We start from the raw sequence: 22,839 nt of genomic DNA, 5'->3' as shown, positions 1-22,839 counted from the left end.
AGAAAAATGTATGACTTTAACTTCTCGGCAAAAAAAGTTACTTCGTTGCGCCCTATTTATTTTTACTTTGTTGCTCTACATATTTCCAATCTTCTTTAAAAATCCCAGCCTATTTTTTCTCTTGCAACTGGTTTGGATTATAACCATTCATTTGCTACAACAAAAACTGAAACTCTTCAGTCTAACTTCCTCGTTGAAAACTTGGATGATTTTGGCGTTTTTCTTTTTTTATATCATTTTGATGCCTTTTTTACTTTTTTTGAGTTTTTCTATTTAACGATTATCTACCAAAAAAGAGCGAGTGTTCCGTTCATAGACGGAACACTCGCTCTTTTGATTATTTAGCGTTTTCGCGAATGACGAAACCACGTTTTTTATCGTTATGACGTTTGCCGCCACGTTGATCTTTATTTTTGCGGTCGCTATTTTTGTAATTACGGTCGCCATCTTTATGGTTTTTGTTGCCACGATAGCTGCCACCTTTACCATTGCCACCACGGTTGCGATTACGGTTGTTCCCACCGCCACCACCACGGCCATTTTTGTTAAAGCCTTTTTTATTTGAAGGCAATGGTCGTTCTGGGGTAATTTTTACAGGAACCGCATCTGCTGGATCTTTCGCTACTGTTTTTAATAATAACGCAGCTAAGTCTGTCGCTGAATATTTTTCTAATAATGCTTCAGCAGATTCTAGATATTTGTCTAAACCATTTTCTTCTAGATCACTTTCGATGGTTTCAACAGCTGCACTTAATTGTCCTTTAAATGCTTCTTTTTCGGTTGGTGGACGTAATGGTGTCATCCGTTTTTTCGTTAGGTTTTCGATGACATGTAAGTAACCCATTTCGTTTGGTGTTACAAACGTCACAGACATACCGCCTTTACCAGCACGACCTGTCCGACCAATACGGTGAACATAACTTTCTGGATCTTGTGGAATATCGTAGTTATAGACATGGGTGACACCTGAAATATCTAACCCACGTGCTGCTACATCTGTTGCCACTAAGATATCTAAGTTACCATTTTTGAATGAACGTAAAACGCTCATCCGTTTTTGTTGTGATAGGTCGCCATGGATGCCTTCTGCTTTGTAACCACGCGCTTCTAACCCGCGGGCAAGTTCATCAACACGGCGTTTTGTCCGACCAAAGACAATGGTCAATTCTGGGGTTTGCACGTCTAGTAAACGTGTCATAATGTCAAATTTTTCAAAGTCTTTTGAACGTACATAATATTGATCAATTAAATCAGCCGTCATTTCTTTGGCTTTAATCTTCACATGTTCTGGTTGTTTCATGAATTTCACGCCAATATTCTTGATTGCTGGCGGCATAGTTGCTGAAAATAGAAGTGTTTGACGTTGTTCTGGCACTTGTGAGATGATTTTTTCAATGTCTTCCAAGAAGCCCATGTTTAACATTTCATCTGCTTCGTCTAAAACTAATGTTTCAACAGTTTCTAATTTCAAGGTACGACGGTTAATATGGTCTAGTAAACGTCCTGGTGTACCTACAACGATATGTGGACGATCTTTTAGTCCACGGATTTGGCGACCGATATCAGCCCCACCGTAAACGGCTTGGACGCGAATCTTTTTATCGCGGCCTAAACGGAATAACTCTTCTTGTGTTTGGATAGCCAACTCACGGGTTGGTGCAATGACTAATCCTTGAATAACGCGGTTGTCTGCGTCAATTTTGTTAAGCATTGGTAAGCCAAAAGCAGCGGTTTTCCCTGTTCCTGTTTGTGCTTGTCCGATTACGTCTTTTCCTGCTAACGCTAACGGAATTGTTTCTGATTGAATAGGGGTTGCTTCCTCGAAGCCTGCGCGTTCTACCGCTGATAATAATTCTGGCGCTAAACCAAGTTCTTTAAATTTCAAATGATATCCTCCTAGATTTTGTTTCGGAAAGAACGATTTCTTCCTAGTTTCAGGTGTCTTCACTTTCAGTTGTTAAAAAGAAATCCATTATAGTGTGCCAACTATTTCTTCTTTCCTGATTTCACCGAAAAATTCACCTTATGGCATTAGAAAAGCCAAACGTGGTCGTTCAGCTTCACATTTATTATTAAACATAGAAATAGATCTATTTTATTTACTACGATTCAATTTTTCTCGTCATCTTCCGGCAATAGGTCATTCTATCATAGAATCCCATTTTCAGCAAGTTTTATGAAACTTATTTACTTTTCCAAAAGTGCATCGATGACTTCACGAAGTCCCATCCCGTTACTTCCCTTTAAAACCACCATGTCTTCTGGCTGTAAGACTTTTTTGACAGCTTCAATCAACTCATTTTTTTCTTCTTTTTTAAAAGAATGAATGTTAGCTGGTGCATAGGTTTCTTGCAATTTATCAGCTAAATAAGCCATTTCAGAACCATATAAAAAGACTTCTTCAATTGCATCTGGGGCTAAATGCTGCGCCATTGCTTGATGCATGGCAGCAGAATCAGGACCTAATTCCAGCATGTCTCCTAAAACAGCAATTCGTTTTCCTACTTTGGACATTTTGCTAAAACTGTCCAGAACAAGACCCATAGCTGTCGGATTGGCATTGTACACATCACTTAAAATTTCGGCACCATTCGCTGCTTTCAGCCATTCTGTCCGATTCTTTGTTAGTTCCGCTGTAGCCAACCCTTTTTGAATCTCACTATCCGTTAATTGGAAATACCGACCAATGCCAATTGCGATTAATGCATTGGTGACATTATAGGTTCCTGGCACTGGAATCGTAAACGTCATTTGTGTATCACTGATTTTGAATGAGGTTTGCTCTTTGGCTTCATTTGTGACGATTCCTTGAAGTTGACTTTCCTGGCTAAAACCAAAAGTAATCACTTGTTGCGTGACTTTTTCCACCAATGGTTCTAGCAAAGGTTCATCGCTTGGCACAAATAAACTACCGTCTTTGGCTAAACCATCTACAATTTCCATTTTTGCTTGTGCAATGCCTGCTCGTGAGCCTAAATTTTCCACATGGGCTTCGCCAATCATTGTGATGGCAGCAACTTCTGGCTGAGCCAGATTGGAAAGGAAAGAAATTTCCTGAGCATGATCCATGCCCATTTCTAAAATCAGTTTTTCTGTTTCATCAGGCATGTGTAAAATAGTATAGGGTAAGCCAATTTGATTATTGTAATTGCCTTGCGTTTTGTAAGTCACAAACTTTTCAGATAACACAGCAGCAATTAAATCTTTAGTGGTGGTTTTTCCATTACTGCCAGTCACAGCGATGACATTCGGTTGCATTTTATTTAAATAATAGGTAGCTAATTTTTGCATAGCCACCAGTGGATCAGTAACATGCAAAACAGGCAATTGTTGCGGTGCATCGACTAAATCCTGTCCCCAAAAAGCGGCCTGACAGCCATTAGCCATGGCACTCTCAATAAAACGATGACCATCATTTTCACCTTGTAAAGGAACAAAGAGATTTCCTTTCACAATTTTACGACTATCAAATTCAATGCCTGTTAAAGGAAAATCAGGCCATTGTTGCCAATCATTACTGGCTTCAACCGCTTGCGCTACTTCCCAGAAGGTTAATTTCATTATGTTTTGCTCCTCTGACACAGGGACTGGGACATGCCAAAGTCTTGTCATGTCCCAGTCTTGTGTGATTTTTTCTTCTTAGTTATTATAAAATTCTTGGCGTTGTTTAAAACGATTCAAAGCTAACTGAATCAATTCCTCAATTAAATCACTGTATTTCAAGCCCATATTTTCCCATAGTAAAGGGTACATACTAAAGTCAGTAAAACCAGGCATGGTGTTCAATTCATTCAGGAATAATTCGTTTTTGCTTGTTAAGAAGAAATCACAGCGACTTAAGCCACTTCCATCTAACATAATATACGCTTTTTTAGCATATTCTTGCGCTTGATGGGCTACTTCTTCTGGAACATGCGCTGGGATTTGCATTTCAATCGTGTTATTGATGTATTTTGCATCATAATCATAGAAAGCGACATCTTTCACCACTTCACCAGGTAAAGTCGTACGGACATCTTCATTTCCTAAAATGGCTACTTCAATTTCACGTGCTTCAATCCCTTGTTCAACAATTGCTCGGGCATCATAACGGAAAGCTTCTTCCAATGCTTCTTGCAATTCTTCACGATTTTCCGCTTTGCTAATTCCGACACTAGAACCCATATTGGCAGGTTTAACAAAGACCGGATAGATTAAAGAACCTTCACATTTTTCAAAGACTTCTTTTGGATTTCCTTTCCAGTCACTTCTTAAAACTGGCACGAATGGTACTTGTGGAATGCCAACAGTTTGTAAAAGATATTTCGTCATGATTTTGTCCATTGCGTTAGCACTAGCTAAGACACCTGCGCCCACATAAGGCATATTAATGGTTTCCATGAATCCTTGAATTGTTCCATCTTCGCCATTTGGTCCATGTAAAACAGGGAAAACAATCGCTTCTTCTTCATAAATTTCCGAAGGACTGATTCGTTTTCCTGAAAATTCGCCTGTTTCTTCAGGTGTTTGTGCCCAAGTTAAATGTAAAACTTCTTTATTTTGTGGTCGTTCAGATAAGAGAGGGCCTTTTACCCATTGACCATCTTTACTAATAAAGACTAACTGTACTTGATAATATTTATAATAGATTGCATTTAAAACGGAATATGCAGACAAAACAGACACATCGTGCTCTTCACTTCTGCCGCCATACAACAAAATAATCTTCAAATGCTTGTCCTCCTAGTTTCTTTCCTGTCTTTTAGAAAAAATTATTTTTCAAATTATCCTTACTTATTTTAGCATAAAACCCAGTTTCATAATAGAAGCAAATTTAGTGAAGGCAAAATTCTTTGCTTGCCTTTTCCTTGCTAAAGACTCCGTTCCACCAGCTCAATAAGGGCTTGTTTAAACGTTATTCTATCTTGGTCTGTAAAAGGTTTAGGTCCTTTCGTTCGGCCACCTTTTCGCCGAATTTGGCCACTAAAATAGCGTTGTTCTAACAATCCATCAATATTTTCTTTCGTATATTGATAACCCAGTTGATGTAAAACTGACACTCCCTTTGGCAAGACCAAGGAAGCTAAGCCATAATCTTGTGTAATTAAAAGATCCCCTTTTTTTATTAACTGCACAATTTTAAAATCAGCAGCATCCGCTCCTTTATCAACATACACAAAAGAGACATTTTCTGGATAATCTTTTAAGGAATAATGATCTACACTAGTAACAATCACCACATCCAAAGCTTTCTCTACAGCGACTTCAATAACCGTCTCTTTCACAGGTGAACCATCGCCATCGACAAAAATTTTCATTCATTTCCCTCGATTCTTCCTTGCTCTAACCATTTGGGATGACGTTGAAAGTAGTGTTGTAATTCGTCAAAAACGACTTCTTTAACCACTTCATATAACTCTGTATTTCTTAAAATGGTTTTCGTTGCATCCGTGTAGCGGGGCTTTGGTATCGTAATGGCTAAAACAAAATCAAATTCTGCTAAAAAACTATCTGCTGTCACAGATAATGAGTAATGTTGCTCCTCTAAAAATTGATTAAAGGCGGCCACTACGCCAGCAAGAAAACCCTCATAGTGGGTTCCACCAAGACTGGGATAATGCCCATTAACAAATGTTTTTTGCACTTGCGGCGCATGATTTTTACTCAAAATAAATTGAACAAGGGCCAATTCTGTTTGCTTGGCTTGAATAATCGGTGCAGCTTTTCTAGTTAATGGGTTATCTTTTTCAAATAAATAATTACTTAAACCTTTAGGGTAATAACAAAGATTTTTTTGTTCCTCTTCTTGTGTTAAGAGAATCTTTAAGCCTGGATTCAACATGGCAATCTGTTGACATTGTTGTAAAACACGCATATAAGAAAGCGATTCTGTACCAAAAATTTGCGTATCTGGCCAAAACAAGACTTCAATTCGTTCCTGGGTTTCTTCAATAGGTAATAATAATCGTTTTTTCAATTGCCCTTGATGATAAATAAAAATAGTCCGCTGTTTTTCTTGATCGATACTGATTCCTACTTGTTTTGAGAAGGCTTGTAAAACAGATAAATACAGAAAAGGTGGTTCTAAATCGACTTGCTTTTGTTCAAAAACAAGCGGTCGTGTGGAAGATACCTGAAAAGAGATTTGTTGACGTGATAACTGTATAGCAATTTTCCCTTGATTCTTTTCAATGAAAAACTCTAATAAACCGTTAATTGTCTGAACAAGTAAATTCTCTAAGCCGACTAAGCCAGTCGTTCCAATGAACGCTTCTGGTCGTTTTTGAATCCGTTCAATAAATTCATCATTTTCTAAAACTGTTAAAAGATGTGCAACACTCATCCTGCTGCCTCCTTTGCAATCTGTTTCTTTTAATTATAATGAAAAAAAGACCAGAAGAAAAGCCACACACGACTTTTCTTCTGGTTTTCTTCTTTAACGAATTAAATCAATATTCGGATGCTCAAGAACGTGATTCACTTGTTTGACCGTTGTCAAAGGAATATCTCCTTGAATCGTATGTGCAAGGACCCCATTGACTGTGGCAAAGGTAACTGCCTTTTCTAACGACCAATTTTGGCTATAGCCATATAAAATTCCCGCCGCATAAGCATCGCCAGCGCCAATTCGATCAAGATTAAGAAGCGGTCTTTTTTCACTCTGTTGGTACTCATTTTGGGTATATAAATACCCCCTTAAGTAGTTTTGATTTTGGGAATGACTTCTCGTTGTCCCAGCAAACCATTCCAAATTGTATTGAGACATGAAGCGCTGAATCAGTTCAGTTTCTTGTGCCTCACCTTCTAAATCTGCTCGCGGAATGAACCCTAATAGCTCGACCAAATCACGACGACTGCCAAAAACAATATCACAATAAGGTAAAATGCGTTCGTACTGTTGACGCATAAAGAGTGCGCTATTTGCTGTATTCAAACTAGGTCGATAATTAAAGTCAAAACAAACTTTCTTTTGACAGGCATGCGCCTTTTGAGCAAGTATCAAAGCAGCATCACGAGTTTTTTCAGTTAAACTTAACGAAATACCACAAATATGCACCATATCTACTTCCGCTAAAAAGGCCTCAAAATCGTAGTCCTTCGCCTCGCTGATGCCAAAAGCACTCTGATGGCGATTTTGATAAGTTACTTGTGTGGGGCGGATTCCATAACCCATTTCTGCAAAAAAACTACCAATATGATCGCCCTTTTCTCCTACCCATTGATCTGAAATTCCTAACTTCCTTAGCGCTGCTTTGCCAGCTTCACCAAGACGATTGGCAGGTAATTTCGTAATCAATGCTGTTTCTAGTTGAAAATGAGCCAAATTTGCTAAGAGATTTACGCCAGTCCCTACAAAGTTCATTCTTAACTGCTCTGTTTGTTCTAACATTAGATACTCTGGCGGAGTGAAACGAAGCATGACTTCACCAAACGCAGCAATTTTCATCTTTGCCACCTACTTATTCAATGTGTTTTTCATCATGGTTAGTAACGTTTTCACGTCTTCTGTTCTAGTGTCCCCTGTTTCTTGATCGATAATTGAGCTGTAAACATGAGGAATGATTTTTTTAACGCCCGCATCCACCGCAATTTGAACAATTTCTTCAAAGTTTTCTAAATCAATGCCCCCTGTTGGCTCTAAATAAAAGTCATACTTGGCACAAGCTGCTGCTACTGCTTGGTATTCTTCTTTGTGAGCCAAGCCTTTCATCGGGAAATATTTAATGGAACTGCCCCCCATGTCTTTCAACAATTTGATGGCGGTTTCGATAGGCACTTCCGCCGCTGGCGCACCAGAGCTTAACGGACCTGTCGCAATGTTGACATAGCCAACTTTGCCTGTGGGTGAAACCAAGCCATTAATCACTGTTTCGTCTTGACGAAGTAAGGCCCGCGAAGCGCCGACACCTGTGAAAACTTGGTTCACGTGTTGCGGTTGTAGAACTTCTGATAAGCGAGCCACCATTTGACTTTGATTTGGATCGCCAGCCCCTAAGCCGACAGATAAAGCGTTGTTGGTTGCTGCTTGGTATTTTTTCATATCGTCAATGGCTGCTTCATCGGTTTCATAGTTTTTTGAAAGGACGCCTAACACAACATGCCCTTCTGCTGCTTCATAACAGGCTTGGGCATTTTCTACTGAATTGGCTAAGACGTTTAAACAAATGCGTTCTTCTAAATAATTAGGTTTTAATGACATGGCTTATTTCTCCTTTGTGTCCATAATTTCTTGTAATCGTTGCACGATTTTGTTCATTTCTTCTTGATTGACAGAACGAATGTCAAATTCAATGATGCCATTGTTGGCTTGATATTCTCGCGTATAAATAGCTGGACTTTCTGCTTTTAATGCTTGGATGACTTCCTTGGCGGTTTTTCTGCCGTTCACTTTGACACTGGCGCGATAAATGTCTCGGCCAGCGCCATCTTGGACGATTTTGGCGGTTAAATCTGGCAAGTTATTAATGGCTTCAACAAACGGTTTTAAGCGCTCTTGCATCGAAGCCCCTGATTCACTGCCATGTGCCAAGTATTCTTCCACTGCTTGCGTAAAGCCTAGGATATTGTCTTTGCCAATTTTCATTGCTCGACCAATGCCTTTGCCTTGTAGGCGCACCCAGTCAATGTATTCTTTTTTCCCGACCACTAAACCGGCACTTGGCCCTTCGATGGCTTTGGCGCCGCTGTAAATCACCAAATCAGCGCCTGCTTCAGTGTATTTGAAAAGATCTTCTTCTGCTGCCGCGTCAACAATTAGCGGCACCTGGTAGCGTTGCGCCACTTTGGCCGCTTCGGCCACCGTCAGCATACTTTTTTGCACGGTATGATGGCTTTTGATGTATAGAATGGCCGCTGTTTTTTCAGAAATCATCATTTCCACGTGTTCTGGACTGCACATGTTGGCGTAGCCAGCTTCCACCACTTGGCCGCCGCCTTGTGCTACCATGACTTCTACAGGCGTGCCGTAGTCCACGTTGTGCCCTTTAGGTAAAACAATCTCTCGCTGTTCGATCTTTTCTGTATAGGGATGATACGCGTGGTACAAGCTGCCTTTTCCAATCAAGGCAGCCACCGATTGGGCAATCCCCGCCGAAGCCGAGGAAACGATTTGGGCATCTTCTACCTTCAACAAGTTGGCTAAAAAGGCCCCTGTTTGCAGACTAAGTTCACTCATTTCAAAGAAATGTTCGCCGCCGAATCGTTGAGCCGCTAGGACTGCCTCCGAAACTTTGGAGACACCTAGAATGGTCATTTTGCCAGAAGCATTGATGACTTCTTTTAAATGGAATTTTTCGTAACTAATTGTCATAGATTTGTCCTCCAATAATTGTTTTGATTGGGCGAATTTGCTCTTTGGCTACTCGTGTCAATCCATTAGAATCAGTCAATATTTTTTCTTCTGCTTGAATCGTGAAAATCGTTAAATCAGCATCTTTACCTATTTCCAACGTGCCTTTTTGCGTTAAATGGAAATTCTCAGCAGGAGCCTTGGTTACCTTTTCAATAATTTCTGGCCAATCATAGCCGACCACACGGAGTTTTTCCATCGTTGTGGCTAAATCATAAACAGGACCATTTTCTCGGTTACGGATGTAGATATCTGTGCTAATTGATGCAGCTTTCATTCCCTCGCGCAACGCTGTTTCAGCTACGTGAAAATTGAAACTATCCGTACCATGCCCGATATCAAATACGACCCCTTTGTTGTACGCTTGCCAAGCGAAGTCTTTTATTTTATCCGTTGCTTGCTCTAAGATGCCATTTTCTTTCCCATTAAAACAATGGGTTAGGACATCCCTTTTTTCCATCAAGGCTAAAATTTCATCTAGATGAGGTGGTGCTGATCCAATGTGAACCATTAAGGGAATTTCTTGGTTTTCTTGCTGAATCTGTTTGGCCAATTCTAAAGGCGTAATGCCGTTATCGCCAATAACGGTCCTACTCATACGGGCTTTAATCCCTACAACAAAATCTGGTAATTCTTGGATCGCTTTTTTGACTAAACTCGCTTGTACTTTACTTAAATCTGCGAGTTCGTCCTGAGCAACGATGCCCCATTTAGAAATATTGACTAATCCAAAAACATTTGTTTTTGCTTGTTGCGCTAAGTCATAAAATTCATGAATGTTTTCAGCACCTGTTGTCCCAGCATCAATCACTGTCGTAACACCCTTTTTGACCCCAATTTCATCTGGATAATCATAATAAAGAGCCATTTTTTCAAAACAATGAACGTGATCATCTATCCAGCCTGCGGATACATAAGTACCTGGTTCTAAGTGGATAGTTTCTTTTGCAGAACCTGAAATAGTTGCTGCAACAGCAGCTATTTTTTTCTCTTTAATTGCAATTTCAACAGGCATACCATCTACTGTCTGTCCATTTTTTATAAGTAAATCGTAGTCCATATTCTTCCCTACTTTTCTATAAATCTAAATTTTGTCCAAGGCTTAATGAATTCTAATAATACAAGTTCTTCTTCTATAATACGCCCTACTCGGTTTTTGCGTGAGTCTTGATGTGGCTCTAAAACGACTTGTAATTCATTTTTGTATTTTCCAAATGCATCATTTCCCACAACAACATCTCCAGGTTGTAGCATTGCTTGATTATCATGTGGGGGATTAGCTTCATTTTTATATTTTTTACGCACTTCTGTGGAACGAATCATCTGCTGAGTGATATCTCCACGGCGAAAATGTTGATTTTTTGTTACGATTTCTTTTTCAATTTCAGAAGTCGCTTCTTCAAAAACAATGGTCAATTCTGTTTGATAACGATTCAACTGACCCAATGCTTCTAATTCTTCGTTGGAAGCATAAGCATTTCCAATAACAACATCATCAATTAAATTTGTTGCAAATAAATGTTTAGCTTGAACAGTGACTGGCAACTGTCTATGCATTTCTAAAGTAGGTAGCCCATCATTCACATCCCAAGGACCAATTTCACCTACCTGTGATGAAATAAAAGCAGCTGTCCGAATACCTTCCTTTTTAAAACGGATGCTACATTTTTCAAAGAAATCATACGGCAATGCAGTTCCCGCTTGTGGATAAAAGTTATGACAACCATATAAGAAAGGTCGATTCGCTTCATACGTCAAAATGTTATCAAGATAAGCGACATCATTACTCATATTCAACTCAATAGCCACGCCGAATGGATTAAACGTCAACATGGCTTCTTTATTTCCATCAAAACCTGTATCCAACCGAATCCCATCAGCTCCTAATTCGCTGAAAAAAGTCAAATCATCATATGAAATTTCCAATTCATCAAAGATACTTGGAACGACATCTAAAATTGTTTCAAATCCTAAATTTTTCGCATAACTAATTAATTCTTTAAATTTTTTCTGAACCGCTTCTTTGCCATCGGTCACTTCTAACATACTCATAAAAATTCGAGTAAACCCACATTCGCTGGCTTTTTTTAAATACGCTTTATCTTGATTGATATCACTATGATCTGGATAAACTGATACACCTAATGCTCTTTTCATCTTCGTTCTCACACTCCGCTATTTTCAAATTTATTTCGAAATTTCCAAGCAATCACCGAGCTACACAGGATTGTTGTAGAGCCAACGAGCAATACTGGTTGATTTAGAAATCCGCCAATTATCATGGAAAGAGTAATACAAACTGCCGTAAAAACCAACGTCTTTACCAAACCAAATTGATAAACAACAGTAGGCAACTGCCCTTTTTCTATAATAATTTGACTAACGATAAAAAAGAAAATGAACCAAATAATCATCTTATACGCTCCTGACTTTCTTCTCTGACTTAGAAGGGGCAGGATATTCATATCAGAACACCCGCCCTAACATTTTTTAATTTTTTGCTGCTTGTTCAGCTGCTAATTCTTCTGCTTCTTTATCCAATTGTTGTTTTTCATAAACTTTGAAAAATGGATAGTAGATAGCCATTGTAATTAAGAAGTTAACAATCACTAATACTGCGGCCGAGAAACTCCAATTGGTACTCATCCAAGCAGCAATTGGTGCTGGAATTGCAAACGCTAAACGTGCAGCCATCATCGGAATTATATTAGCGACTGTTAAGAAATAAGATAACGTTGTGGTAATTAACGGTGCCACGATAAACGGAATACCTAAAATAGGATTCATTACGATAGGCGTTCCGAAAATAACTGGTTCATTAATATTAAACAAGCCTGGTAAGAACGATAAACGGCCAAGACTTTTCAGATACGTTGATTTAGAAAACATCATTAAAACAACTAAAGAAAGCGTAGTTCCAGCGCCACCAATCCAGATAAACCATTGTAAAAACTGTTCTGTAAAAATATTAGGTAACTGATGAACGTTTGCGCCATTGGTAAAAGCTTCAAGGTTTTCTGCAATCGACATATCCCAGAAAGGACGAATAACTGGGCCCATAATCGCTGGACCATGAATCCCTAAAACCCAGAAGAAACAGATTAAGAAGACTGTTAGTAAGCCGCCAAATAAACTGTTACCAGCAAGGATACCTTTAAGTGGCATTAATAACGTACTCAAGAAACCATTCAAATCAAAACCAATTACGTGGCGAATAACCCAGAATAATAAAAGAATAACTGCTCCTGGAATTAACGCAATAAATGAATTTGACACTTCAGGCGGTACGCCATCTGGCATCTTAATCATAATATCTTTTTCAATAAAGAAGCGATAAATTTCAACAGATAACAGCGCTGTTACAATCGCACCAAATAAAGAAGCTGAACCTAAATTTGCTAAATTAATATAGCGCCCTGCTGTAATGACGTTGTCAACATCTTCAAAGACACGTGTTGGTGGTGCCGCTGTTACTAAAAAGGCCATTAATGCTAAAATTCCGCACGTCAAAGAGTCAAGCTTATAACTTTTGGCCAATGATGAAGCAATCCCAAATGTTGCATAAAGTGCAAGTAACCCCATCGTATAGCGGGAAGGAATATCTAAAATTGCTTGATAAGGTTCAATCAATTTTGTGTATGCCTCAATTGGAATATTTTGAAAAATTGTAAAGAATGAGCCCACAATTGTTAAAGGCATCGTTGCAATTAATCCTTTTCTAATCGCTGTCATATGGCGTTGCGAACCAAATTTATTCGCAATCGGCATTAACTTAACTTCCATCCACTGTACAAAACCATTCATTTGTTAATTCCTCCGTTCAACTAATAAAAATAATAATTATTTCGCATTTATAATAACATAGTAACATTATAATGTAAACGCTTATTCTTATTTGTGACAGAGAAAGTGCAAATCAAAAGGCTTTTTCTTATTATAAAGAAACCGGAAATATTGCACCAAAAATCATTGCGCCTAAAATTGCGCCCCCAGCGATTGGCTTTTTCCAAATGTAAAAACCTAAAGCGCCTAATGTGGCACCAATCCCAATAGGAATCGAAGCTCCCGCCGCACTCAAAATAATTAACGGGCCTAAGAAACGTCCTGAGGCATTACCAGCACCCATCATCACATCCGCACCAAAAGTGGAATTTCCTTGATTGATAGTAAATTTCCGGATCAACACAATCACGCCACCAACTGCTAACCCTAGTAGCGCACCTGTTAAAAGGGCTAAGCCAAAGTTTTCTACAGGTGCTTTAATTCCCATGCTGAGGAAAATTGCAGGTACGCCAATCCCAATCCCCGTTAAAATTGAGCCACCTAAATCTAAAATCCCGACTAAGGAACCTTCTAAAATTCGTGCAAACAGGAAACTTGCACCAAATGCTGCGGCAGCACCATAAGAACCACCATCTAAACCAGCTTTTAGCATCGCAACAATTGAAACTTCATTAAAGGCGCCCACACCATAAACTACATACATATGTGTTCCTGCAAAAATTGCCGCTGACATAATCCCGACTAAAATCGGAAAGCCCCAATCAGCATACCAAAAACTTTTGCCTTTTAAACCTTCTTGAATTTCTTGTTCTTGTTGTGCCCATTCATTTTTTTCTTGCTGTTCCATCTATGAGACCTCCTTTTTCTATTTAACGGTGAAGACATTGTGTAAATTATTTAACCATTGAGGAATAGACAAGCGGAAACTTTCGATCATTTCTAAGTCGAACCCTCGGAAGAAGCCACTTAAAATAAATAATAAGATAATGGCACCAAGCATGCCGCGTGTCATTCGGGTCCACCCTAAATCATCGACACCTTTACCGATTAAGATCCCTAATACAACTCCTGGGACAGCATTGCCCATGACTAATTGAGATAATCCGCCAAATAACGTTCCCCAAAAACCCGTCCGTTTTCCTGCATCTAAAGCCGCTAGCCAGAATAAAACGGGCATCACAGTATTGATTAAAATCGTTGCTGCAGGTACCAACACCGCAACTGCTGTTACTTGTAGCGATTCTGGAATTGCTGCAGCTGTACTATTTAAGAAAGCCACAGTCGCCATTCCTACAAAGGCCCCGACAATCCCCATTTTTTTGGGATTATGCATCGTTTTAGTGACATCTTTATCCTTTACCAATAAAATTGCTGCAGCCCAGTTAGGCACAATCCGGTGGGTCACATCTTGTGTAAAGGCCCCTGCTCCCACGGCCGAAGCCCAAGCATTAAAGAAAAAACCTAAACCAAAAGAAAAGTGTGATGCTGGATCTCCTTGTGCAGCGTTCATTTCTCCTAATGTTCTAAATGCCCCTAACCCTTGCGTTTGTGGTGCATGAAACATCCGAGCAGCGCCTGCGCCAGCTGCAAAACCTAGTAAACCACCAATAAGCAATGACTTCAGCAAAATGATTACAAATTCCATTCCTTCTTCCTCCCTTTATACGCCTCTTTTTGAAAGAAACGGAACTACTACTGCGTTCGGTTCTTTAATTGTTTCCGTTAAAAAATCAACTTCTTCGACTGCAATGGCTTGGATTTCCACTTCTACAGCTAGTTCGACATGATAAATCACTCTCTTTCTAGGAAAGAAGAAGAACAGAAATTTTTCTGTATAAACTTGTTCTTTTGCCTGACGAATAGTTACTTCTTTCGGTTCAATCCGGATGAGGACCTCTGTTGTTTCTTTTAATACTTTTTTTGAAACATCATTCAATGCACTTGCAAAAGCTTCATTCTTCTTATTACCTTTTCCAGAAACAATCACGGTTTGTGTTGACCGTTTTGTGGCATCCATAATTACCGCTCCTTTCTAAGTTACTACTTTCTATGCTCCGTGTTTCTTAATAAATGCTTCAGTTACTCGTTTACCAAGTTCTTCCTGATCCATAAAACCAAATCCAAGAACAGTTTTCCCATCGTTAATTGCTGTTACCCCTTCTTCGATTGATCGCATGCCATGTCTTTCGGGATACCCGTATTTAGTAGCAGCCGTTAACGCCCCTGCACCACCACTGCCACAGAAAGAAATGCCTAAATCTGCCTTTTCTTGTTGCATCACATCTCCTAAACGCATATCAGCGCCCATTCCTGGAACAACAACCGCGCGACCACCGGCTTGCTCCACTCCTTTTGCAACATTTTGTCCTTTTCCTAAACGATCTGCGATAACTACTGTAATCATAACTTTTCCTCCTATTAATTGTTTTGTTTAGCAACTTCAAAATGAACAGCTAAAACATACCATTCATCTTCTGATAACTGACCAATTGCTTCTGTTGTTTCTTGTGCAATTTTCAACGTTTCTGGTGTTAGTTCCGTAAATAACGTCCGATCAACACCAGCTAATGTCGTTCCTTCTCTTGAACGATTCAGCATCTCATTGAGATGGTTAATCAAAATCGTCCACTGTAATTCCGTTGGTTCAATTTGTGCTTCTGCTAATCGCGCACTGGTTTGTTTGATAATCGATTGTAGCTTTTCTGGTTCAGCACTTTGTCGAATGATCTCCTGTGCTTCCATTGCTAGTTCCATCCTCTTCCTCCTTTGGTTGTTCTAAATAATTAAGTAATGCTGAAATTTCAGCATGATTGACAGGTAACTCATTTTTAGCAAATAAACATTCAATTTGCCGAATTTCTTCTTGCCGTTCATGAGATACTTCTCTATTACAAGGAATCTCTTCGTATTGTTTATTAAACGTAATCCGATGTGTCATTAATAAAACGTGAAGTAAAAAGGCTTCTTGATATTCGCTCAGTAACTTTGTTTGAAACATTCGTTTTAACTCTTCATAAATAATATACGCTTTTACTAATAAATCTTGGCTTTGTATCCGTTCATTTTTTTCAATTACATCAGATTTCGTGGAGCGAGCAGTACCTTTTCCTTGACGTTTCCCTAATAAAATTTTATCGACCTCTTCCCGAATCAAACTTAAGTCTGTGTCCGTCAACAATGGACTAACTTTAATAAATGGGTATGTCATTTCTTCAATTGGGAAAATACTCAATACCAAATCGGGCTTTTCTGCTTGAATCACTTCAGTTGCATTTAAAACAGAAGCAAATCCTGCGAGTTCAACGTTTGGTACTTCCTCTAAAATTTTTTGTTCAATTAAACTGGTCACACCTAAGCCCGTCGAGCAAACATACACAATCCTAACAACTTTAGCTTCCTGCTGTTGTCGTTCCTGAGCTGCCAAAAAATGCAACGCAATATATGCGCAGAAAGAATCGTTGACTAACAAAACAGAACGTTGAATTAATTGTTTACAGGCACTTTGAATAGCTAAAAATAACGCTGGGTGTTTTCCTTTGATTTCTTCAGAAAACGGATTGTATTCATTAATAAATAAATGTTTCTTTGTAAAACGTAAGGACAGGTGGGCAAACAAGTTCGTAAATAATTGGCGATCATTTACAAAAGGATAATTCAGCTCTTTTGAAACGCTTTCAATCACTTGCTTTGTTAATTGAACCATATCTTGCCGTTGATGGGTTCCGAATAAATCACTATAAATATAAAAATATTCATCCGCTAATAAAGGCAAGTCATACCGTTCAAACACCTCTTGTAAAAGTAAAAGTGGTACTTCGTTCCGTTGTTCAAAGCGTGTTTTTTGCGATAACACTCGGTAAGTCCCAATTGTATGTGCCATCTGCATACGTGCTGCGGCAATTGCCACTCTCAACGTAATAGATAATATTTCGGCATAATCAAATTGATTTTGATCGAGTGGATTAATTAAATTTCGCATTTTTTTCAATGCACTACGATAACAACCTTGAAACAATGTCCCTGACCCAAATTTAATTTTAGGGATCTTTTCAGCCCCTTTTGTCTTTGTCACATAGTTCATAATTTGGTAAATATCGTATTCTGTAAGTTCTTTTTGAGTGATAAATTCCATCAGTAATCGTACATTGCTTTCTTCACCACTAATTGTAAACCCTTGCCGTGCTTGGCGAATTAAGGTTAAATCATATGCTTGCAGCAACCGTTCGACCTGTTCCAAATCACTGACAATTGTGTTTCGACTCACTAATAATTCATCTGCTAGCTGCTGTGCCGTTAAGTACCCTTTGACTGACAATAACTGAAAAATCAATACATTGACTCGTCTTTTTTGATCAGGATAGGTTTCAAATCGATCGACATCGATAATTTCATTTTTTAACAGTAAGCGTTTAGAGTCAGGTAAATCTAGCCAGATTCCCTTATTTCGTTTTGAATAAAGTGTCTCATCGTGCTGTTCAAACCAAGCACGAATATCTTCTAAATCATACTTAATTGTTCGAACGCTGACAGTAAAGTTCTCAGCTAATTCTTGCGTGGTAATACTCCCTTCCAAATCCAAAAGCATCAATAAAATATTTATCGCTCTTTTGGACAACAACACGGTCATGCCTTGTCACCTCTTTTCTTTTCCCTTTACACTTAAAACTATAGCGTTATTTTATCTGTTCCACAACACAAAAAAGTTGCACTTATAAAAGTGCAACACTTCTCTTTTCATACAAAAAAAATCCCTTAACAGTAGTAACTGTTAAGGGATACCACACTATTTATTTGCATAAATAGACAGAAACCTTCTCCACAAAAGTATTCTGTCCGACACGTTACAAATCCGGTAACTGATAGCCGTACTATCTGGTGTCGTTGTGTTTGACAATCACTAGCCGTCAAAACGGAATAGCCGAAGCTATCTGATTGAGTCAACTCGTCGCATAAAACACACTTTAACACAGAATAGTTTGGATAGCAAGTGATGGTAATTATTCGTTATCGAACCATTCTTGATAAAAACTTTCAACAATTTTAACGGTTGCTATCGTTAATTCTTTCGTCATTACGGGGCTAGTTAACTTTTTGTCTTGTAAACATTGATTCACATGATTGATTTCATACGTAAATTCACTAGTGAATTGTTCAGACCATTTGACAGTGTTGCCTTGAGCATCTGTATAATAAGCACAATCTGTTTTCCAGAAATTAGGAATAACGATTTGCCCTTTTGTCCCACAGATGGTCATTTCACTAGGTATCTTTAAACCAACATTAATAAAAATATTGCCCAGCGTCCCTTCAGCAAATTTCAAAGCTAAATTACATTGACTATCCGTCGCTCCTTGCTGATATGTCGCGGTTCCCGTAACCGCTTGAATCTCTTTCCCTAATACGTATTGTAAGTATTGTAATGGATAACTTCCTGAGCCATGAAGCGCTCCACCACCCGCTTCTCTCGAGTAAAACCAGGGAATATGATCCACATTGGGATAGGCAGTAACTGACTGAACCCATAAAATCTCTCCCAATCCCCCTTCTTGAATCGTCGCCTTTACTTTTTGGGTAATTGGTAAAAAGACAGACTTCTGAGCTTCCATTAGAAAAACCCCTTGCTCCTGTGCGATTGCGAAGAGTTCTTCTGCTTCAGCAGCATTTAATGTAAATGGTTTTTCCAGTAGGACGGGTTTTCCTTGTGATAACGCAAGCTTAGCTGCTGAGTAATGCCCTTGATTGTAGGTGGGAATATAAATAATATCAATTGTTTCATCCTTACATAACTCTTCATAACTGCCATAAGCTACCGGAATCGCTAATTCTTTAGCCATTTTTTGAGCATTCTCTAAACGCCTTGATGCAATCCCGCGCACTTCAGCTTGCGCGCTTTCTCGAAGCCCTGCTACAAATCTTGGGACAATTTGGGCAGTACTCATAATTCCATAACGAATTTTATCCATGTGATCGCCTCCTCTTTCACTATACGAGAAAAACAAATATTTGGAAACCATTTCAACAAAAAAAAAGAAACCGTTTCCCCAAAACGATTTCTTTATATGTAAATTAACGGATACCAACGCTAACTTTTAAAGCTTGATTGACCTGTTCCATCTCTTCACGAGAAAGTTGACAAACCTTGTGTAGCATTCGTTCTTTATCCAATGTTCGAATTTGTTCTAACAAAATAAGTGATGGCGTCCTGCACTCGTTATGGGGAATTTCGATGAGGACTTGCGTTGGTTGCAGCCGCTTGCTTACGTTACGGGTAATCGGTGCAACAATCAACGTTGGACTAAATAAGTTACCTTTGTTATTTTGAATAATCAGGACAGGTCGAATCCCACCTTGTTCAGAACCAACAACTGGTGAGAGATTCGCATAAAAAACCTCACCTCTTTTTATCATTCAGATTCCCTTCCCTCCTTTTCCTTTAAAAAATTATAGCATATTGTTTCTTGCAATATTTTCAACTTTTTAGCTATCCCTTAAAATATTTGATAAAACCACCCTTTAAAAGTCAAAAAAAGCTTAAACAGTCGACTCTGATATAGAGACGGCTATTTAAGCTAACTATTACATTTTTGTTAAAATACTATCCACTTTTGTATTAATTAAATCAATAGCGACGTGGTTTTCGCCACCTTCTGGCACAATGATATCTGCATAACGTTTCGTAGGTTCAATAAATTGGTGATACATGGGCTTGACGACTGTCAAATATTGTTCAATCACAGAATCCAACGTACGGCCACGTTCTTCCATATCACGCTTGATTCGACGAATAATACGGATGTCATCATCTGTATCCACATACACTTTAATATCCATTAAATCCCTTAAGCGGCGATCTTCTAAAATTAAAATCCCTTCAAGAATAATTACTTCTTTCGGTTCTTGGATCACCGTTTCTGTACTTCTTGTATGCGCAACATAGTCATAAACTGGCTTTTCAATGGCTTGATAGTTTAACAGTTGTTCAACATGTTGAATCAATAAATCTGTATCAAACGCAAAAGGATGATCATAATTGGTATTTAAACGTTCTTCAAAACTCAAATGGCTCTGATCTTTATAATAAGAATCCTGTTCTAACATCATAATTGAATGATCGGGAAAATTATTAAAAATCGCACGGCTAACACTGGTTTTTCCGCTTCCTGATCCGCCAGTAACACCAATGATAATTGGCTGACTATCTTTCATGTATAAACCTCTTTCTTTTCAAAAACTTCATTGTCTTTTACTATTATAATGAAAACTCTGAAGAATGCCAGACCTTTTCCAAGACTTTTCATGTGATTTTTATCTTCTTATGAAAAATCTGCCCATACTTCTTTCAAGTACAGTATACTTATCAATAAAAGGAGAATCCTACCTATGATTAAAAAAGTCAAAAAAGAAGCACTTACAACGGCGCATTACGCTCTTCTTTATGAGGCAGATCCCTCAAAAAAAATGGTGGCAGATTACATTACCCGCGGCATTTGCTTTGACTATCAGACTGAAGAACTTCAAGGAATTTTAGTCCTGTTGCCGACTCACCCACGGACATTGGAAATCGTAAACATCGCTGTCTCAGAAGAAAGCCGAGGGCGGGGCATCGGGCAAGAATTATTACATTTTGCCATTGATTTTGCCAAAAAAGAAAAGTATGATTCCTTGGAGATTGGGACTGGGAGCACAGGCTTTCAACAGCTATATCTCTACCAAAAAGTCGGTTTTCGAATGACACATATTGAACCAGATTTTTTTATCCATCATTATGATGAGCCTATTATAGAAAACGGCTTGCCTTTAAAGGATATGGTTCGCTTACGGTTACATTTAAGTTAAAAAGAGGTCGGGACAGAACCGTTTAGCTCCGAGAAATAAGAAGAAATTTCCGAAAATTGCTCTTTAATTTTTGGAGAATTTCGGCTTATTTCCGAAGGAGTTGGTTCTGTTCCCGCCGTTTATCAGTTTTTGAGCGTGGAGCAAAAATCCAAAGTGATTTTTGTCCCACGCTCTTTTTAATGCCCAAGAATTGGTAACAACTCATCTAGCTGTTGAATCGTATAATTGGGTTGAATGGTTGGTGTTGCTGGAGCGGAGGTCGGATTGAGCCAAACAGTTTGAATTTTCGCTTGTTGACCTCCTTGAATATCTGAATGCAAAGAATCGCCAATAATCATTGTTTTTTCTCGACTAAAATTAGGAATCCGTTCAAAAACAAAATCAAAATACTCTTTCATCGGTTTTTGATAACCCACTTCTTCTGAAACAAAAATATCTTTAAAATAAGGCATTAATTTCGAATCTTCCAACCGACGATACTGTGTTTTTGCCACTCCGTTTGTCACAATATATAAATCATAATGGGGTGCTAATTTTTCCAAGATACGTTGACTATTGCCAAGCAAGTCATGTCCTTGACTTAAATATTCTCGGTAGTTTTCTCCCATTTTAACGCTATCAACTTCTCGATTAAACGCGTCAAACAATAAACCAAACCGTGTATCAAGGAGAACATCTTTTGTTATTTTTCCTTCTTCAAATGAACGCCATAATCCTTGATTAATTCGGTGGTATGTTGACTCGACTTCAGATGTAAATGGTACATTTTCTTCTTCAAATAAGGCATGGAGCGCCTTCTTTTCAGCCAATTTAAAATCTAACAATGTATCATCAACATCAAAAAGCAATGTTTTCATTTCCGTTCCTCTTCTCTTTTCAAATTACTCGGTAACGCTTTGCTTGTTTGTTGTTTTTCAATAAAAAAATAAGGCAATAGCAATTGTAACTCTTCTCTTGTTAATGAACGATAAGCACCTAAAGGTAATTGCGAATCTAGCCGCAACGGCCCCATAGTTTGGCGTTTTAAAGCAGTCACTTTTTTCCCCACAGATAAAAACATTTTTTTCACTTGGTGAAATTTTCCTTCTTGAATAGTCAGGAAAACATGACTCTCCGTTTCAGTCGCTGCAAGAACAGTTATTTTTGCTGGCTTACATTGAATGCCTCCTTGCAAAACAATCCCATCTTTAAATTTAGCACAATCTTCTGCAGAGACCAAACCATTGACTTTCACTTCATAACATTTCGCTACTTCTTTATTTGGCCGAATTAATTGATACCCTAATTGTCCATTATCTGTTAATAGAAGTAACCCTTCCGTATCGCCATCGAGTCTGCCCACTGGATAAAGACCAGGGCGTCTGTCTTGTGGCGCAATCAAATCAATGACTGTTTTTTTAGATGCATCTGAAACAGCGCTAACCACACCTTTTGGCTTATTCAACATATAGTACACATGTGTCTTATGCGAAATTAATTGTCCTTTTACTTTAATCATTTGTAATTGTGCATCGACGTTTTGGCTTTCATTTAATGTCACGATGCCATCCACAGTGACCTGCTTGCCTCTGATTATTCGTTTCACCGTTTTGCGTGATCCAAACTGAAGTTCTTCTAGTAATTTATCTAATCGCATTGTTCCGCTCCATTCTGGTATTAGTATAGTGGAATCCGTTAAAGATGAAAAGTAGAAAAAGGTAATTCCTTGACGTATAAAAATATAAGTGTTACGGTTAATAAGTAAAGTAAATAAAGGTTTCTCAAAAACAGCGTAATGACCTGGGAGAGAACAACGATAACAATGAACCATTCCCATGAGTGTTGCCTGGCAATATTTGTGGGGATTTTTTGATTATTGTTAGCATTTTTCTAGACAAGAACAACTGAAAAAA

The 22,839-nt window shown here is 38.5% G+C and carries 24 protein-coding genes; 1 reads left to right on the top strand and 23 read right to left on the bottom strand.

Going from position 1 to position 22,839, the window contains the following annotated elements:
• Positions 1-337 precede the first annotated feature (337 nt).
• The 21 genes from cshA to udk form a co-directional block, all read right to left on the bottom strand.
• On the bottom strand, positions 338-1,885 hold the full coding sequence (gene cshA, locus IGJ04_RS11765) for a degradosome RNA helicase CshA (protein WP_002355724.1): 1,548 nt from the start codon (positions 1,883-1,885) through the stop codon (positions 338-340).
• Between the two features lie 302 nt (positions 1,886-2,187).
• Positions 2,188-3,561, bottom strand: coding sequence for a UDP-N-acetylmuramoyl-tripeptide--D-alanyl-D-alanine ligase (locus IGJ04_RS11760; protein WP_002355722.1), 1,374 nt, complete (start codon positions 3,559-3,561; stop codon positions 2,188-2,190).
• Between the two features lie 78 nt (positions 3,562-3,639).
• The gene (locus IGJ04_RS11755; RefSeq protein WP_002355721.1) at positions 3,640-4,710 is read right to left on the bottom strand and encodes a D-alanine--D-alanine ligase; all 1,071 of its coding nucleotides are present in this window, start codon (positions 4,708-4,710) and stop codon (positions 3,640-3,642) included.
• A 140-nt stretch (positions 4,711-4,850) separates the two neighbouring features.
• Positions 4,851-5,297, bottom strand: coding sequence for a YaiI/YqxD family protein (locus IGJ04_RS11750; RefSeq protein ID WP_002361319.1), 447 nt, complete (start codon positions 5,295-5,297; stop codon positions 4,851-4,853).
• A complete protein-coding gene (locus IGJ04_RS11745; RefSeq protein WP_010713844.1) occupies positions 5,294-6,322 on the bottom strand; it encodes a hypothetical protein in 1,029 nt (342 codons plus the stop codon). The genes IGJ04_RS11750 and IGJ04_RS11745 overlap by 4 nt, the downstream gene beginning before the upstream one ends.
• A gap of 93 nt (positions 6,323-6,415) precedes the next feature.
• Positions 6,416-7,426 carry a sugar kinase gene (locus IGJ04_RS11740; protein WP_010828589.1) on the bottom strand — a complete coding sequence of 337 codons (1,011 nt, stop codon included), beginning with the start codon at positions 7,424-7,426 and terminating at the stop codon, positions 6,416-6,418.
• 9 nt (positions 7,427-7,435) lie between these two features.
• Complete coding sequence (gene dagF / locus IGJ04_RS11735) at positions 7,436-8,179, bottom strand: 2-dehydro-3-deoxy-phosphogluconate aldolase (RefSeq protein ID WP_002361094.1); 744 nt, start codon at positions 8,177-8,179, stop codon at positions 7,436-7,438.
• Between the two features lie 3 nt (positions 8,180-8,182).
• Positions 8,183-9,289: a DgaE family pyridoxal phosphate-dependent ammonia lyase gene (locus IGJ04_RS11730; protein WP_438840234.1), complete on the bottom strand. Its 1,107-nt coding sequence runs from the start codon at positions 9,287-9,289 to the stop codon at positions 8,183-8,185.
• Positions 9,279-10,388 (bottom strand): amidohydrolase/deacetylase family metallohydrolase, encoded by a 1,110-nt coding sequence (locus tag IGJ04_RS11725; protein ID WP_438840233.1) that lies wholly within the window; start codon positions 10,386-10,388, stop codon positions 9,279-9,281. Before IGJ04_RS11725 ends, IGJ04_RS11730 begins: the two co-directional genes overlap by 11 nt.
• A gap of 8 nt (positions 10,389-10,396) precedes the next feature.
• Positions 10,397-11,485 carry a DUF871 domain-containing protein gene (locus IGJ04_RS11720; protein ID WP_002355714.1) on the bottom strand — a complete coding sequence of 363 codons (1,089 nt, stop codon included), beginning with the start codon at positions 11,483-11,485 and terminating at the stop codon, positions 10,397-10,399.
• Positions 11,486-11,493: 8 nt separating this feature from the next.
• On the bottom strand, positions 11,494-11,793 hold the full coding sequence (locus IGJ04_RS11715; protein ID WP_002363233.1) for a hypothetical protein: 300 nt from the start codon (positions 11,791-11,793) through the stop codon (positions 11,494-11,496).
• Between the two features lie 25 nt (positions 11,794-11,818).
• A complete protein-coding gene (locus IGJ04_RS11710) occupies positions 11,819-13,132 on the bottom strand; it encodes a PTS sugar transporter subunit IIC (RefSeq protein WP_002358780.1) in 1,314 nt (437 codons plus the stop codon).
• A 130-nt stretch (positions 13,133-13,262) separates the two neighbouring features.
• On the bottom strand, positions 13,263-13,958 hold the full coding sequence (locus IGJ04_RS11705; protein WP_002361314.1) for a DUF4310 family protein: 696 nt from the start codon (positions 13,956-13,958) through the stop codon (positions 13,263-13,265).
• Between the two features lie 18 nt (positions 13,959-13,976).
• On the bottom strand, positions 13,977-14,756 hold the full coding sequence (locus IGJ04_RS11700; protein WP_002355709.1) for a DUF4311 domain-containing protein: 780 nt from the start codon (positions 14,754-14,756) through the stop codon (positions 13,977-13,979).
• Positions 14,757-14,771: 15 nt separating this feature from the next.
• Positions 14,772-15,128, bottom strand: a complete 357-nt coding sequence (locus IGJ04_RS11695; RefSeq protein ID WP_002355708.1) for a DUF4312 family protein — start codon at positions 15,126-15,128, stop codon at positions 14,772-14,774.
• 30 nt (positions 15,129-15,158) lie between these two features.
• The gene (locus tag IGJ04_RS11690) at positions 15,159-15,515 is read right to left on the bottom strand and encodes a glycine-rich SFCGS family protein (RefSeq protein WP_002355707.1); all 357 of its coding nucleotides are present in this window, start codon (positions 15,513-15,515) and stop codon (positions 15,159-15,161) included.
• A gap of 14 nt (positions 15,516-15,529) precedes the next feature.
• Positions 15,530-15,853, bottom strand: a complete 324-nt coding sequence (locus tag IGJ04_RS11685; RefSeq protein WP_002386165.1) for a PRD domain-containing protein — start codon at positions 15,851-15,853, stop codon at positions 15,530-15,532.
• A complete protein-coding gene (locus IGJ04_RS11680) occupies positions 15,819-17,738 on the bottom strand; it encodes a BglG family transcription antiterminator (RefSeq protein ID WP_002388793.1) in 1,920 nt (639 codons plus the stop codon). The genes IGJ04_RS11685 and IGJ04_RS11680 overlap by 35 nt, the downstream gene beginning before the upstream one ends.
• A 370-nt stretch (positions 17,739-18,108) precedes the next feature.
• Positions 18,109-19,074 (bottom strand): Gfo/Idh/MocA family protein, encoded by a 966-nt coding sequence (locus IGJ04_RS11675; protein ID WP_086281159.1) that lies wholly within the window; start codon positions 19,072-19,074, stop codon positions 18,109-18,111.
• 103 nt (positions 19,075-19,177) lie between these two features.
• On the bottom strand, positions 19,178-19,519 hold the full coding sequence (locus IGJ04_RS11670) for a type II toxin-antitoxin system PemK/MazF family toxin (RefSeq protein ID WP_002355703.1): 342 nt from the start codon (positions 19,517-19,519) through the stop codon (positions 19,178-19,180).
• Positions 19,520-19,687: 168 nt separating this feature from the next.
• Complete coding sequence (udk, locus tag IGJ04_RS11665) at positions 19,688-20,317, bottom strand: uridine kinase (RefSeq protein ID WP_002355702.1); 630 nt, start codon at positions 20,315-20,317, stop codon at positions 19,688-19,690.
• A 174-nt stretch (positions 20,318-20,491) separates the two neighbouring features.
• Here udk and IGJ04_RS11660 point away from each other — a divergent pair, with 174 nt between their 5' ends.
• On the top strand, positions 20,492-20,947 hold the full coding sequence (locus tag IGJ04_RS11660; RefSeq protein ID WP_002386989.1) for a GNAT family N-acetyltransferase: 456 nt from the start codon (positions 20,492-20,494) through the stop codon (positions 20,945-20,947).
• Between the two features lie 176 nt (positions 20,948-21,123).
• On the opposite strand, the gene IGJ04_RS11655 is transcribed toward IGJ04_RS11660, so the two are convergent.
• A complete protein-coding gene (locus IGJ04_RS11655; protein WP_002355700.1) occupies positions 21,124-21,804 on the bottom strand; it encodes a YjjG family noncanonical pyrimidine nucleotidase in 681 nt (226 codons plus the stop codon).
• Positions 21,801-22,583, bottom strand: coding sequence for a 16S rRNA pseudouridine(516) synthase (locus tag IGJ04_RS11650; protein WP_010828583.1), 783 nt, complete (start codon positions 22,581-22,583; stop codon positions 21,801-21,803). The genes IGJ04_RS11655 and IGJ04_RS11650 overlap by 4 nt, the downstream gene beginning before the upstream one ends.
• Between the last annotated feature and the right edge of the window lie 256 nt (positions 22,584-22,839).

Origin of the sequence: Enterococcus sp. AZ050 (assembly GCF_051715085.1) — a bacterium.
Lineage (GTDB): Bacteria > Bacillota > Bacilli > Lactobacillales > Enterococcaceae > Enterococcus > Enterococcus faecalis.
This window is presented reverse-complemented; position numbering and strand designations above follow the sequence as displayed.